The following is a 14,718-nucleotide window of genomic DNA, read 5'->3' as shown; positions in this document are numbered from 1 at the left end:
GGCTTCAGCCGCGGACGAGCTTCGCGAGGTGGTCGACGACCGAGTCGACGGCGATTTCCTCGCGTTCGCCGGTGCGCCGGTCCTTGACCTCGACCAGCCCGTTCGCGAGGCCGCGGCCGACGACGAGGATCGTCGGGACGCCGACCAGCTCCGCGTCGGCGAACTTCACGCCAGGGGTGGCCTTGCGGTCGTCGAGGATGATTTCGAGACCGGCGGCGTCGAGTTCGGCGGCGATCTTCTCCGCGCCCTCGCGCACCGTCTCGTCCTTGCCCGCGATGACCACGTGCACGTCGAACGGCGACACCTCGCGCGGCCACACGAGGCCCTGCTCGTCGTGGTTCTGCTCGGCGAGCACGGCGACCAGGCGGGAGACGCCGACGCCGTAGGAGCCCATGGTGATCCGGACCGGCTTGGAGTCCGGGCCGAGCGCGTCCACCTCGAAAGCTTCGGTGTACTTGCGGCCGAGCTGGAAGATGTGCCCGATCTCGATGCCGCGCGCGGCGACGAGCGTGCCGTTCCCGTCCGGCGACGCGTCGCCCTCGCGGACCTCGGCGGCCTCGATGGTGCCGTCCGGGGTGAAGTCGCGGCCGACGACCAGGTCGAGCACGTGGTGGTCGCGCTGGTCGGCGCCGGTCACCCAGGCGCTGCCCTCGACCACGCGCGGGTCGACGAGGTAGCGGACCCCGTTCTCCTGCAACGCCTTCGGGCCGATGTACCCCTTGACGAGGAACGGGTTCTTCGCGAAGTCGGCTTCTTCGAGCAGTTCCACTTCGGCGGGTTCGAGCGCCGCTTCGAGGCGCTTGAAGTCCACCTCGCGGTCGCCCGGGACGCCGATGCCGAGCAGCTCCCACTCCTTCGCACCCGGCCGGCGCGTCTTGACCAGGACGTTCTTCAGCGTGTCCGCCGCGGTGAACTCGCGGCCGAGCCCGGCGGCGTTGAAGAACGCGACGAGGGTCTCGATGGTCGGCGTGTCCGGGGTGTGGTGGACCTGCGCCTCGGGCAGGCCGTCGAGCGGCCGGGCGGCGGGCACGGGCGTGACGACGGCTTCGACGTTCGCCGCGTAGCCCGATTCGGTGCTGCGGACGAAGGTGTCCTCGCCGTTCTCCGCGACCGCGAGGAACTCTTCGGACGCCGAACCGCCCATGGCGCCGGACGTGGCGGCCACGATGACGTACTCGAGGCCGAGGCGGTCGAACAGCTTGATGTAGGCGTCGCGGTGGGCCTGGTAGGAGCACTCAAGACCCTCGTCGTCGAGGTCGAAGGAGTAGGAGTCCTTCATGACGAACTCGCGGCCGCGCAGGATCCCCGCCCGGGGACGCGCCTCGTCGCGGTACTTGGTCTGGATTTGGTAGAGCGTGACCGGGAAGTCCTTGTAGGAGCTGTACTCCCCCTTCACGGTGAGCGCGAACAGCTCCTCGTGGGTCGGGCCGAGGAGGTAGTCGGCCCCCTTGCGGTCCTTGAGGCGGAAGAGGTTGTCGCCGTACTCGGTCCAGCGGTTGGTGGCCTCGTAGGGTTCGCGGGGCAGCAGCGCGGGGAACTGGATCTCCTGCGCGCCGATCGCGTTCATCTCCTGGCGCACGGTCTCCTCGACGCGGCGCAGCACGCGCAGCCCGAGCGGCAGCCACGAGTAACCACCCGGGGCGACCCGGCGGACGTAGCCGGCGCGCACCAGCAGCCGGTGGCTGGGTACCTCGGCGTCCGCCGGATCCTCGCGCAGCGTGCGGAGGAACAACGACGACATCCTGGTGATCACTGGGAACTCCCTGCGCTGAGCGGGCCTTAGATGTTTCGCACAGAGTAGTCAACCCCCTGGCCGCGACGCATGCGGGTTATCGGCGGGCGCGGTTTTTGTCGGTGGTCGCGGTTAGCGTGCGGGCATGGGTTTGGAAATGGGCATGATCACCGTCGACTGCGCCGAGCCGCAGCGCCTGGCGGAGTTCTGGACGGCGGCGCTGGGCGTTCCGGTGGCCGCGGACTACGGCGAGTTCGTGATGCTGGAGGGCCCCGCGTCGGGCGGGCCCCGGCTGGGGTTGCAGCGGGTGCCGGAGCCCCGGACCGGGAAGAACCGCGTCCACGTGGACTTCGGAGCCGACGACCGGGAGGCGGAGGTCCGGCGGTTGGTCGGGTTGGGCGCGGCGGAGCTGGGGAGGCATTCGGCGCCGGGCCTGGAGTGGACGGTGCTGGAGGATCCGGAGGGGAACGTGTTTTGCGTGTCCGCGAAGGGGGCGCATTGAGGATGCGGTGAGACGCGCCCGGGCTGGGTGACCGCGGCCGGCCCTGGCCGAGGGCGAGCGTGGGCGCGCGGCCGGTTCGGGCGGTGGCGGGCCCGGCAGAACCGGACGCGGGCGGGCGGACGGTTCGGGCGGTAGCGGACCCGGCAGAACCAGACGCAGGCGCGCGGACGGTTCGGGCGGTAGCGGACCCGGCAGAACCAGACGCAGGCGCGCGGCCGGACCAGGCGCGGGCGGCGGCGATCGCGGTCGTGCGCGGCGGTGCGTAGCAAAGGCAACCCCCGCACTGGCCCGCGGTCACCGGCGACCGCGGCCCACAGGCCAAGCGAGCCCGCACAGCAGCGGTCCCCGGCCGAGCGGGGTCAGTTGAGCGGCAAAACGTACCCGTAATTCCGCTCGGCCGTGCGATACCCGCACCGCTCGTACACCGCGAGCGCACGATGGGTGTTGTCCACGTCCACCGACAGCGACGACCTCTCGAAGCCAGCCGCACGCCCGGCTTCGAGGGTGTGGGCCAGCAGGGCCGACGCCAGTCCTCGCCCGCGCGCCTCCGCCAGGGTCCCGACGTAGTTGACGTGCAGTTCTCGCACCCCCGTCGCCAGTGCGTCCGCCTCGTAGAACGACGACATCACGAACGCCACCACCCGGTCGCGCTCCGGAGAAAGGAGGAGGAGGAACGACAAGTCCGGCTGGAAGTCCTTGTTGCCGCGGAACCGGTGCTTCCACTCGTCGGCCGAGAGCCACGTGCTGCCCCAGTGACCGGCGAACGCGGCGTTGCGTGCGTCGAGAACCAAGGCGTCGTAGCGTTCTTCGCAGGCGGCCAGCGGAAGGTCGTCCGGGAGCGGCGGGGCGGGAGGCAGCGAAGTCAGGTCCGCGCGCATCTCCACGAAGATGCGCTCCTGCTTGAACCCGCCGCGTTCGAGGAGCGAGATGTACCAACGCTCGTTCTCGTGCGCACCGGCGTGGAGTTCGAGCTTCGCGTCCGGGAAGTGCTGGGCGTGGACATTCCGGGCCGTGCGCACGAGCCACTCGGTCAGCACCGAAGCGACCTCGTCCGTCCGGTGTTCCGGGTCGGTCAGCGACGCCACGTGCGGCTGGTGCACCGGCTCGGCGGCGGCGCGCGGGACGACCAGGGCGTAGCTCACCAGGCGCGGACCATCCCACGCTCCGATGCTCGCGCCGGGCAGATCGACCGAGGGGCCCGACATTTCCTGGCGCACGTCGCCCTCGTCCCAGTGCTCACCGGTCCGGTCGGTTTCCTCCGCGACCGCGCAGAGCCGGGTGACGGCCTCGACGTCGGCGAGCGTGAGCGGGCGCCAGGTGAGTTCCATGCGAGCCAGAGTAAGGAGCGGCACACGGCCGCCGCAGCTGGATTACCGGGCGGTTACGCTCCGGGGGTGCTGGTGCTCCTCCCCCCTTCAGAAACCAAGGCCGGCGGCGGCAAAGGCGCGCCGCTGGACCTGGACGCCCTGTCGTTCCCAGAGTTGAACCCCGTGCGCGCCAAACTGGCCGACGCCCTCGTGGAGCTTGCGGCGGACGTCCCCGCGAGCCTCGCCGCGCTGGGCATCTCCGCGCGCCAAGCGGACGAGGTCACCCGCAACGCCCACCTCTGGACTTCCCCGACGATGCCCGCGCTGCGCCGCTACACCGGCGTTCTCTACGACGCGCTCGACATCAAGAGCTTCACCCGCGCCGGACTAGCCAAAGCACACCAGCGGCTGGCCGTCACGTCTTCTCTGTTCGGCGTCGTAGCAGCAACAGACCCCATCCCGGCCTACCGCCTCTCCGGGGGCAACACGGTTCCCGCGCTAGGCACCGTGCGAGGACTGTGGAAGCCGGTCCTGGAACCAGTGCTGCACGACGTCGAAGGCCTGTTAGTAGACCTCCGCTCGGGCACGTACGCCGCCTTCGCAAAGCTGCGCTCGGACGCAGTGACCGTCCGCGTAGTAACCGAAGACGCCAACGGCAACCGCACCACAGTGAGCCACTTCAACAAGGCCTACAAAGGCAAACTGGCCGCAGTACTGGCCACCTCGCGAAGCGAACCGTCCACTGTGGACCAACTAGTGCGCGTAATCGCCAAAGCAGGCCTGACCGTAGAACGCACCGGCGACCACGCCCTGGAATTGCTCACCGACTGACCATCCGCCACCAGCGCACCCCACCAGCGAGGCGCCCAGCCCCTCCCCCGCACCTCGATACGAAGCCCCCTGCACACTCAACCTTCGGGGTGCCCCACGCGACCAAGGCGGGCGCGTCGCCCCCAGGCGACGAGCCGTCCCCTCAAGAAAACCTCCCCGCCCCCAACCCGGCCAGCAACTCCCCGGGAACGTCCGCCCCCAGCACCAACTCCGCCACCAACTTCCCGGCGAACGGCCCCAAGGTAAGCCCAGCCGGCCCGAACCCGGTCGCCAGATACAACCCCGGCGCCACCTGCCCCAGCAACGGCAGNAACGGCAGCCCATCCGGCGACACCGGCCGAAACCCGACCCGCGTCTCCACCAGCCCCGCATCCCCCAGCCCAGGCGCAACAGCCAACGCCTGCTCCAGCACTTCCCGCTGCCCAGCCGCGGTCACCCGATGGTCGAACCCGGCCTCGCTCTCCCGAGTAGCTCCCGCCACCACCCGGCCGCCGGGGAACGCCAGCAGATAATGGCTGCTCCGAGGCAACACCACCGGCCAGCCGGCGGTCTCCACCCCAGGCAGGTCGAAATGACTGATCTGCCCCCGCTGCGGCACAACCGGCACCGGCACCCCCAACGCCTCAGCCACCTGCCCCGACCAGGCCCCGGCAGCGAGCACCACCGCATCCCCGGCCACTTCCTCCGCCCGGCCCGCACCCGCAACCCAGGCTCCAACGAAGCCTCAGCGGTCACGAACTCAACGCCCCGGTCAATCGCCGCGGAGATCAGCGCACGACGCAGCACCTGCCCGTCCACCCGCCCGGCCCCCGACAGACGCACTGCGGCCAGCCCCGGAGCCAACGGCGGAAAAAGCTCCCGCGCCTGCCCCTCGTCAAGCCGCTCAAGGACCCCGGCCTCCGGCGCGTCCGCCACCCGCCCGGCAAGCCGGTCATAAGCCGCGGTCAGCTCGTCCTCAAGAGCCGACACCACCATCCCGCCGACCACCTCGTACGACGATTCATGCCCAGCCTCGCTCAATTCCGCCGCCAACGCCGGGTAGTACCGCCCAGCAGCGGCCGCGAGCGGATAAACCGCTTCGTCCCAGGCGGAGGTCCAAGGGCTGACAATCCCGGCGCCCGCGTCGGTCGCCACCCCGGCCCGATCCGCGTCCACCACGACGACGTCCGCTCCAAGCAGCGCCAGATGGTAAGCCGTCGAAGCCCCGCCGATTCCGCTGCCGATCACGATCACGCGCATGTCTTCACCCTGCCTGTCCGCCGCCGAAACGTCGACCGAGCACCGCCATCGCCGCGTTGTGCCCGGGAATCCCGCTGACCCCGCCACCACGGACCGCGCCGGCCCCGCACAGCAACACCCGCTCGTGCGCGGTCTCGACGCCCCAGGTCCCCGCCGTCTCGTCCTCGCCGTAGGGCCACGACAGGTCGCGGTGGAAGATGTGCCCGCGTGGCAATCCCAGCTCCGCCTCCAAATCCAGCGGCGTTTTGGCTTCGATGCACGGTTTCCCGTCGTCGTCCAGCAGCAGACAGTCCTCGATCGGCTCCGCGAGCACGCTGTCCAGCGACGCCACCGTGGCCCGCAGCGCCTGCGCGCGCGCCCCGTCGTTGTCCGCCTCGAACAGCCGAGCCGGCATGTGCAGGCCGAACAATGTCAGCGTCTGCACGCCCGCCGACCGCTCAGCCGGGCCGAGAATCGAGGGATCAGTCAGCGAATGACAGTAGATCTCGCACGGCGGCACGGTCGGAATCCGGCCCTCCGCGGCCTCCTGGTAAGCAGTTTCGAGCTGGGCAAACGATTCGTTGACGTGGAATGTCCCGCCGAACGCGTCGCGCGGATCAACCGCCGCCTCACGCAGCCGAGGGAGCCGGCGCAGCACCATGTTCACCTTCAGTTGCGCACCCTCCGGCGACGCCGCGGACTCCTCGCCGAGCAACCGGGCGAGCGTGCGCGGCGCGACATTCGCCAGCACATGCCCGCCGACCACGACGCGGTCGGCATCGCCTGCGCGGTAACGAACTTCTCCGTCCGGCGTCACAGACAGCACCTCCGCGCCGGTGACCAGCGTCGCCCCAGCGCGACGAGCGGCGTCGGCGAGAGCATCGGTGACCGCGCCCATCCCGCCGACCGGGACGTCCCAGTCACCAGTCCCGTTGCCGATGAGGTGATAGAGCAGGCAACGGTTCTGCCGAAGCCGCTCGTCGTCCGCGGAGGCGAAAGTGCCGATCAACGCGTCAGTGAGCACGACCCCGCGCACGACGTCGTCGTCGAACAACTCGCGCAGCGTTTCCCCTGCCGGACGCTCGAAAAACGTCGTCCACACCTCGTCGTCGCCGATCCGGCGCCGCAACTCGGCACGCGTCGGCAACGGCTCGGTCAGCGAAGCGAAAGTCGCTTCCGCCACCCGTGCCGCCGAGGCGTAAAACCGTTGCCAGGCCGCATAGTCCTTAGTGGACCCAGTGACCGCGCGGAACGACGCGCCGGTCCGCTCGCCGTCGCCCGTGTCGACAAGGAGACCCGTTCCGCCGGCCGGGGTATAGGACGACATCCGCCGCCTCCGCAGCTGGACGCCCAAGCCCAGCTCGGCCGCGATCCGCTGGGGCAACAGGCTGACCAGGTACGAATAGCGCGAGAGCCGGACGTCCACGCCGGGGAAAGCGCGGAACGACACTGCCGCGCCACCGATCTCCGCACGCCGTTCCAGCACCAGCACCGACCGGCCGGCCCGGGCCAGATAGGCAGCGGCGACGAGCCCGTTGTGCCCGCCGCCCACGATCACCGCGTCGTAGTCCACCGCCGCGAGCCTAATGCTTGACCAGGAGCGCGCTCCAGGCTTTAGCGTCGCCGGAGACAGGATCCAGCGCAGAAGGAGCGACCATGACCGACGTCCCGACCCGGAACCTCGGCGGACTGACGGTTTCCGCACAGGGCCTGGGCTGCATGGGAATGAGCCACGGCTACGGCGCGACCGACGACGCGCAGTCGATCGAGACGCTGCGCCACGCCGTCGACCTCGGGGTGAATTTCCTCGACACCTCTGACTTCTACGGCTCCGGCCACAACGAGCAACTGATCGGCCGCGCGATCGCCGACCGCCGCGACGAGGTCGTGCTCGCCACGAAATTCGGCATCGCGAACCGCCTCGGCGAACCGACCCAAGTCCGCGGCGACGCCGCCTACGTGCACCAAGCCTGCGACGCCTCGCTGCGACGGCTCGGCATCGACCACATCGACCTGTACTACCTGCACCGAGTCGATCCGGATGCGCCGATCGAGGAAACCGTCGGCGCGATGGCCGAACTGGTTCAAGCCGGGAAAGTCCGCCACCTCGGGCTTTCCGAGGCGAGCGCGCGGACCGTCCGGCGCGCACACGCGGTGCACCCGATCGCGGCGCTGGAGAGCGAATGGTCCCTGTGGACCCGCGACCTGGAAGCCGAAATCGCGCCGACCTGCCGGGAACTGGGCATCGGCATCGTCCCGTTCTCCCCGCTCGGCCGCGGCTTCCTGACCGGCCGCTACCGCTCGACCGCGACGATGGCGGACAACGACGTGCGGCGCTACCAGCCCCGTTTCGCCGACGGCAATCTCGACCGGAATCTCGCGATCGTGGCGAAACTGGAGGAGCTGGCCACCGCGAAGGAGGTCACGACCGGACAGCTGGCGCTGGCGTGGGTGCAGGCGCGCGGCGAGGACGTGGTGCCGATCCCGGGCACGCGGCGGAAGCAGTACCTGGAGGAAAACCTCGCGGCCCTGACCGTAGACCTCACCACCGACGATCTCTCCGCGATCGACGCCGTCGCCGCACCGGAGAACTTCGCGGGCGAGCGCTACGACGCGGCGCATCTCGCATTCGTCAACCGCTGACCCGCCTGAGGCGACGCTGGATCTCCAGCGTCGCCTCAGCCGCCGACCAAACGGTCCAGCGCATCGAACGCCCGCGCGCGACGAACTTTCCTCGTGCCTCCGAGCCAGTCCGGCCGAGACTGGCTCCCGCTCGAACCCGGCCCCTGGCGGTTCCCTTACCGACGCGAGCCATGGACGCAGCAGCCTGCCTCAGCCGCCGACCAGGCGATCGACCGCATCGAACGCCCGGGTCAACCGCTCCCGGTGCGACACCCTCAGCTCAGCCAGGTCCTGCCCCTCCAGCCGCCGCCGGATCGTCTCCACTGTCACAGTCCGGTAAGCCGCCACCACCAACGCCGCGACCAGCGCCGCGTCCCCGGAGAACCGCGCGTCCGCGGCGAGTTCCGCGGCCAGCTCGGCTTCCATCTCGTACCCGAACGCGCGCAGCCGCGCGATCAGTGCGGGCGACTCCCCGACCGTCCTCATCAGCGGCTCGATGTCGCCGCCCACGCCGGACAGCACGTGCCCGTCTTCCTGCAGCGTCAGCGCGAGCTGCCGGAGCGCGTCCACCACGCCGCCAGTCCGTTCGCGGACCGCCGACCGCACCAGTTCGATCGCCTCCGGCAGGCGGTCCAGCAGCAGGTCCTCCTTGCGCTCGAAGTGCGAAAACACCGTCACCTTGGACACCCCGGCCGCGGCGGCGACCTCGGCGATCGTGACCGCGTCGAACCCGCGTTCCAGGAACAGCCCGGTCGCGACCTCGGCGATCCGCGCCCGCGTCTTGGCTCCGCCTCGATCGCCGCGATTGGGCATGAGTCCACCCTTCCGTGTTATATTTACCTGGTAAGCTTACTCAGTAAGCGCACTTGGTTAAGCCGTCGGACAAGGGTAGAGGGGAGAACGACATGGAGCGCACCGAGGTGATCGTCGCGGGGGCCGGGCCCACCGGGCTGTTCCTCGCCGGGGAACTGGCGCTGCGCGGGGTGGCGGTGACGGTGCTGGACCGGTTGCCGGAGCCGGATCCGAACATCAAGGCCGGATCGGTCAACGTCGCCAGCGCCGAACTCCTCGACCGGCGCGGCCTGCTGCCCGCGGCGGAGGCGGCGCAGCGGCGGTTCCTCGCGTCGGCCGGCAAATTCGGCCCGACCGTCGAGGCGGCCAAACGGGGCGGCCGCCGGTTCCTGGCCGCCGGGCACTTCGCCGGCTTCCTGTTCGACAACGACCTGATCGACCAGAGCGATCCCGTGCTCGCCGCGCACCGGGCGGTGTCGAACGGGCTCGGCGTGCCGCAGCAGGAAGTCGAGCTGATGCTCGGCGAACACTGCGCCACGCTTGGCGTCGACCTCCGGCGCGGCGTCGAAGTGCACGGCGTGCGGGCCGCCGACGAGTCCGTGACAGTCCGCACGAGCGCGGGTGAGTTCACCGCGGGCTGGCTCGTCGCGGCCGACGGCGGGCGGAGTGTCATCCGGAAGCAGCTCGGCATCGAGTTCGACGGCACAGATCCGGAGATGACCGGCTACCAGGCCATCGCCGACTTCGCAGACGCGAGCGGCCTGCGCCCGGGCTGGACCTGGACGCCGCGCGGCGTCTACGCGTACGGCCCAGTCCCCGGCCGCATCTTCCTCAGCCGATTCCGGCAGCCGCCGGAGGACCGCGACGCCCCGGTGCCGGTCGAAGAGCTGCAGGAAGCCGTCCGCGAGGTCACCGGCGTCCCGGTCATCATCACCGGAATCCAGGGCCGGGCAACGCGCTTCACCGACAACGCGCGTCAGGCTCGGCACTACCGGCACGGCCGCGTATTCCTGGCCGGCGACGCGGCACACGTCCACTCCCCGCTCGGCGGACAGGGCCTGAACCTCGGTCTCGGCGACGCGGCGAACCTCGGCTGGAAGCTCGCCGCGACCGTCCAAGGCTGGGCGCCTGCGGGACTGCTCGACACCTACGAAACCGAACGCCACCCGGTCGGTGCAGCAGTGCTCGACTGGACCCGTGCCCAGATCGCTCTCCTGCGCGGCGACGAACGCACCGAACAACTGCGCGAAATCGTCGGCGGCGAACTGCTCCGAGTGCCCGCCGCGATGAACCGCATCGTCGCGCTGTCGTCCGGAATCCTGCAGCACTACGACGTCGCCGACGACGCCCCCGCCCCGGTCGGATCGATCGCCGGAGACGTCGAACTGACGTCCGGAACCCGCCTCGCCGACCACGCACACGACGGCCGCTTCGTCCTCGTCGACCACTCCCCCGACGGCCGGTTCGCAGTATCCGGCTTGGACGACCGGCTCGCGTACGTGGCCGATCCAGCGGACGAGCCGAGCCTGCTCGTCCGCCCGGACGGAGTGATCGTCTGGGCCAGTTCCGGAAGCGACGACCAGAAGCTCCTCGACACCGCACTCGCGCGATGGGCAGCCGCGAAATAACCAGTCACGCGACCCAACCGGCAAACCCAGCCCCTCGTCCACCCAGACGGAGCCATCACGCGAGCCAGTCCCGGAAGCGACAACCAGAAGCCCCCCGACACCACACTCACACGACGAGCAGCCGCGAAATAACCAGTCACGCGACCCAACCGACGAGCTAGGCCTCCTCGTCCACCCAGACAGAGCGATCACGTCGGCAAGCTCGGAAGCGACGACCAGAAGCCCCGCGACACCACACCCGCACGCCGGGCAGGCGCGGAAATGATCAGTCACCAGGCCCAGCCGACAAACCAAGTCCCCTCGCCCGCCCGGATCGCGTGACCGCGCAGACGAGTCCCGGGACCGGCCAACCAGAAGCTCCCCGACGCCACACTCACACGATGGGCAGGTACGAAATAGATCAGTCACGCGTTCCGGCCGACCGGCCGGAGCGATCACAGAGGCGAGTTCCGGAAGCTCCGCGTCACCGCACGCGCGTGCCGGGCGGGCGCGAAATAAATCAGTTGCGCGGGTTCGAGACGGGCGGCAAAGTGGTCGGCGTCCGGCGGGTTGCCGCCGGCTGCCGGAAGCAAGGGAGGTGCGTCGTGGAGTTTGTCCGGGCGCTGTCCTGCCCTCTTCCGCCCGCCCGCCTCGGCTAGAGCACGCGCTCGCCCGGTGGGCACCCTGATCTAGGAGAACCCACCAGTGCGCGAGCACGATTTCGACGAATTTTCCGAAGCCTCCGACTACACCGACCGCCGGATGCGCCGTCGCCCCCGCTACGACGACGGGCCCGCCCCCGCTCGCCGGGGACGGCTCACCGAAGCCGAGCGAGTCCGCCTCGCCCAGCTTCGCGAAGACGCCTACACCGAAACCGCATTGCCCGACGGCGCCGACCGATGGACCAACTGGGACGACGCCGACCAAGGCCCGCATCCGCGGCCCGATTGGGTGGTCACCGAACTCGCCGCGGTCGACACCGATCTCGGCGTGCTCAAGACCGGCAAGGAAGCGGACGTGCATCTGCTGCGCCGCAACCTTCCCGGAGAAGACGGAGTTCTGCTGGCAGCCAAGCGATACCGCTCAGACGAGCACAAGCTGTTCCACCGCGACGCGGGCTATCTCGAGGGCAGGCGGATGCGCCGGTCCCGCGAGATGCGGGCGATGGCGGGGCGCACCTCGTTCGGCCGCAACCTGATCGCCGAACAGTGGGCGGTGGCGGAGTTCGCCGTCCTCAGTCGCTTGTGGACGATCGGCGCGCCGGTGCCGTATCCGGTGCAGCGGCACGGCGCCGAGATCCTGCTGGAATTCCTCGGCGAATCCGACGGCACCGCCGCGCCGCGGCTGGCGCAGCTGCGGCCCGGACCGGACGAGCTGGCCGATCTGTGGGAGCAGGCCGTGTCGGCGCTGGAACTCCTGGCGGGGCAAGGTCTCGCGCACGGCGACCTGTCCGCGTACAACCTCCTGGTGCACGAAGGCCACCTGATGGTGATCGACCTGCCCCAGGCGGTCGACGTAATCGCGAACCCGCGCGGCCGGGAATTCCTCGCCCGCGACGTCGCGAACCTCGCCGGCTGGTTCCGCGGCCGCGGACTGTCCGAACAGGTCGCCGGCACCGATGACCTGGTGCGGGAACTGGAAAACGCGGCCGGTCTCGGCTGAAGCTCCGGGCGGGGCCGCGGGTGTGCGACAGGCCACACCTGCGACCCCGCCCACAACCGCGCACCTGGGTGCGGGGCAACCGCGATCTCTCAGGTAGAGTGTGTCAAGACCGCAACGGCGGCGTGGATGAGTTGGTGTCCGTCGCCTCCACAGTCCGCAGAAGGACTCGCGGCCATCCGAAGCAATTTCCGTCGGTGTGCCACGCCATGGCTCGGCGCACCGGGTCCGTCCCTGTGAACGCCCATCGCCACACCATCTTGCCCTGCCTGCGCGCGGGCAGCCCGGGCCTCCCTTGCGACGTGCCACGTCCGAGAGGCATTTGTGACAGTCACGTACGAACCCGGCCAGTCCTCCCGCTCCCGCGGGGACCGCCCCGAGCGCAAGCCTCGGCACCGGCCGGCCGGTGGAGACGTTCTCCACAACGACACGGTGGAAACCCCTGCTGTGAAGACCTTCGCCCAGCTGGGCCTGCCCGAGCCGCTGCTGCGGGCGCTCGCCGAGGCGGGCATCGACGCTCCGTTCCCCATCCAGTCCGCGACCATCCCGGACGCGCTGGCCGGCCGCGACGTGCTGGGCCGCGCCCAGACCGGTTCCGGCAAGACGCTGGCCTTCGGCCTGGCCATCCTGGCCCGGCTCGACGGCGGCAAGGCCCGCCCGAAGCGCCCCCGCGCGCTCGTGCTGGTGCCGACCCGCGAGCTGGCCATGCAGGTCGCCGACTCGCTGACCCCGCTCGCCAAGTCCCTCGGCCTGTGGTGCCGCACCGCGGTCGGCGGCATGTCCTTCGGCCGCCAGGCGGAATCGCTCGCCCGCGGCGTCGACCTGCTGATCGCCACCCCGGGACGGCTGTCGGACCACGTCCGCCAGGGCACCGCCTCGCTCGGCGACTGCAACTTCATCGCGCTCGACGAGGCCGACCAGATGGCCGACATGGGCTTCATGCCGCAGGTCCGCGAGATCATGGACCTCACCCCTCCCGGCGGGCAGCGGCTGCTGTTCTCCGCGACGCTCGACGGCGACGTCGACAAGCTGGTCCGGCAGTACCTGGCCGACCCGGTCACGCACTCGGTCGCGCCGTCGACCGCGAGCGTCACCACCATGGACCACCACCTGTTCCAGGTTTCGCACTCCGACAAGCAGGACATCATCACCCGGATCGGCGCCCGCGAGGGCCGCACGATCATGTTCGTGCGCACCAAGCACCACGTGGACCGGCTCACCGAGCGGCTGCGCGAGAGCGGCGTGCACGCGGTCGCCCTGCACGGCGGCAAGACCCAGGGCCAGCGCAACCGCGTCCTCGCCGACTTCAAGGAAGGCCACGCGGCGGTCCTGGTGGCCACCGACGTCGCCGCGCGCGGCATCCACGTCGACGACATCTCGCTGGTGCTGCACGTGGACCCGGCCGCGGACCACAAGGACTACCTGCACCGCGCCGGCCGCACCGCCCGGGCGGGCGCGTCCGGCATCGTCGTCACCCTCGTGACGCACGACCAGCGGCGCACCGTCCGCCGGATGACCGATCGGGCCGGCGTGCGCGCCGAGACCACGATGATCCGCACTCACGACGAGGACCTGTCCCGCATCACCGGTGCCCGCGAGCCGAGCGGCGAGCCGGTCGTGGAGCGTCGCCGGGAGTCCCCGCGCCGTTCCGGAGGCCGCGGCTTCGGCGGCGACCGCGGCGGCTTCCGCGGCCCGCGCGAGGGCGGCGGCTACCGCGGCGGACGCGAAGGCGGCCGCGGCGGCTACGGCGGTTCTCGCGAAGACCGTGGCGGTTACGGATCCCGTGAGGACCGCGGTCCCCGCGAAGGCGGCTACAACCGCGGCTCGTACGAGGGCCGAGGCTCCCGCGACGGCGGTTACGCCCGCGAGGGCGGCTACTCGCGCGAGGGCGNGAGGGTGGCCGCGAAGGCGGTTACGCACGCGAAGGTGGCTACGGCTCCCGCGAGAACCGCGGCGGCGGCGGTTACAGCCGCAGCCGTCAGCAGTCACGCTTCGGCGGTGGCGGCTCCGGCCGCCCGCAGCGCCCGAGCCGTGGCCCGCGCCGCGGTCACGACGCCTGATTGATTCCTGGAGAACGGCCCCGCTTCGGCGGGGCCGTTCTTCGTTTCCGGGCAGGTTTCGCCTGCTGAACCGGATCGCACACCGCAGCGGCCGGACCTGGGCTCACCGTCAGGCCGCAGCAGTCACCGCACCCCAGCAGCCGCGACCCGACGCAGCGATCGCCGCCGAGCACGGGTCTCACGCGCCAGCCAGCCCGCACCCCGCCACAGCGGCCGCCGCCAAGGAGGGACCGTGCCCGCCGACTCTCACACGTCGGACATGCCACGCTCCGCCACCCCGCACCCCGCCACAGCGGCCGTCACCAAGGAGGGACCGCGTCCGCCGACTCTCACACGTTAGACGTGCCACGCTCCGCCACCCCGCACCCCGCCACAGCGGCCGCCGCCA

10 protein-coding genes and 2 pseudogenes are annotated in these 14,718 nt (G+C 70.7%); 6 read left to right on the top strand and 6 right to left on the bottom strand.

The genetic code is table 11. The annotated features are described in order from the left end of the window. Positions 1-4: 4 nt before the first annotated feature. Positions 5-1,753, bottom strand: a complete 1,749-nt coding sequence (locus A4R44_RS36225; RefSeq protein WP_067591105.1) for a proline--tRNA ligase — start codon at positions 1,751-1,753, stop codon at positions 5-7. A gap of 124 nt (positions 1,754-1,877) precedes the next feature. Here A4R44_RS36225 and A4R44_RS36220 point away from each other — a divergent pair, with 124 nt between their 5' ends. Then, complete coding sequence (locus tag A4R44_RS36220; RefSeq protein ID WP_067591102.1) at positions 1,878-2,234, top strand: VOC family protein; 357 nt, start codon at positions 1,878-1,880, stop codon at positions 2,232-2,234. Positions 2,235-2,593: 359 nt separating this feature from the next. Here the strand turns inward: A4R44_RS36220 and A4R44_RS36215 are convergent, their stop codons facing one another. Further along, a complete protein-coding gene (locus A4R44_RS36215) occupies positions 2,594-3,562 on the bottom strand; it encodes a GNAT family N-acetyltransferase (RefSeq protein ID WP_067591098.1) in 969 nt (322 codons plus the stop codon). A 66-nt stretch (positions 3,563-3,628) separates the two neighbouring features. On the opposite strand from A4R44_RS36215, the gene yaaA reads away from it, so the two are divergent. Next, positions 3,629-4,372 (top strand): peroxide stress protein YaaA, encoded by a 744-nt coding sequence (gene yaaA / locus A4R44_RS36210; protein WP_067591095.1) that lies wholly within the window; start codon positions 3,629-3,631, stop codon positions 4,370-4,372. Positions 4,373-4,514: 142 nt separating this feature from the next. Here the strand turns inward: yaaA and A4R44_RS52780 are convergent, their stop codons facing one another. The 3 genes and pseudogenes from A4R44_RS52780 to A4R44_RS36200 form a co-directional block, all read right to left on the bottom strand. Beyond that, positions 4,515-5,003, bottom strand: a complete 489-nt coding sequence (locus tag A4R44_RS52780; protein ID WP_369806012.1) for an NAD(P)/FAD-dependent oxidoreductase — start codon at positions 5,001-5,003, stop codon at positions 4,515-4,517. A 152-nt stretch (positions 5,004-5,155) separates the two neighbouring features. Beyond that, a pseudogene (locus A4R44_RS52775) lies at positions 5,156-5,611 on the bottom strand (NAD(P)/FAD-dependent oxidoreductase); the annotation flags it as partial. A gap of 4 nt (positions 5,612-5,615) precedes the next feature. Further along, positions 5,616-7,163, bottom strand: coding sequence for an NAD(P)/FAD-dependent oxidoreductase (locus A4R44_RS36200; protein WP_067591092.1), 1,548 nt, complete (start codon positions 7,161-7,163; stop codon positions 5,616-5,618). 83 nt (positions 7,164-7,246) lie between these two features. On the opposite strand from A4R44_RS36200, the gene A4R44_RS36195 reads away from it, so the two are divergent. After that, positions 7,247-8,233, top strand: a complete 987-nt coding sequence (locus A4R44_RS36195; protein WP_067591089.1) for an aldo/keto reductase — start codon at positions 7,247-7,249, stop codon at positions 8,231-8,233. 189 nt (positions 8,234-8,422) lie between these two features. Here the strand turns inward: A4R44_RS36195 and A4R44_RS36190 are convergent, their stop codons facing one another. Then, a complete protein-coding gene (locus A4R44_RS36190) occupies positions 8,423-9,025 on the bottom strand; it encodes a TetR/AcrR family transcriptional regulator (protein WP_067591087.1) in 603 nt (200 codons plus the stop codon). A gap of 92 nt (positions 9,026-9,117) precedes the next feature. Between A4R44_RS36190 and A4R44_RS36185 the strand changes: the two genes are divergently transcribed. From A4R44_RS36185 to A4R44_RS36175, 3 genes and pseudogenes are all read left to right on the top strand, one after another. Then, a complete protein-coding gene (locus A4R44_RS36185; protein ID WP_067591085.1) occupies positions 9,118-10,632 on the top strand; it encodes an FAD-dependent monooxygenase in 1,515 nt (504 codons plus the stop codon). A 684-nt stretch (positions 10,633-11,316) separates the two neighbouring features. Further along, positions 11,317-12,273: a serine protein kinase RIO gene (locus A4R44_RS36180; protein WP_067591082.1), complete on the top strand. Its 957-nt coding sequence runs from the start codon at positions 11,317-11,319 to the stop codon at positions 12,271-12,273. 321 nt (positions 12,274-12,594) lie between these two features. Further along, positions 12,595-14,073 (top strand): annotated as a pseudogene (locus tag A4R44_RS36175) (DEAD/DEAH box helicase); the annotation flags it as partial. Positions 14,074-14,718: the final 645 nt, after the last annotated feature.

The organism is Amycolatopsis sp. M39 (genome assembly GCF_001651785.1).
GTDB classification, from domain to species: domain Bacteria; phylum Actinomycetota; class Actinomycetes; order Mycobacteriales; family Pseudonocardiaceae; genus Amycolatopsis; species Amycolatopsis rubida.
The sequence above is the reverse complement of the archived record's forward strand: the minus strand, read 5'-3'. Positions and strand labels throughout refer to the sequence as shown.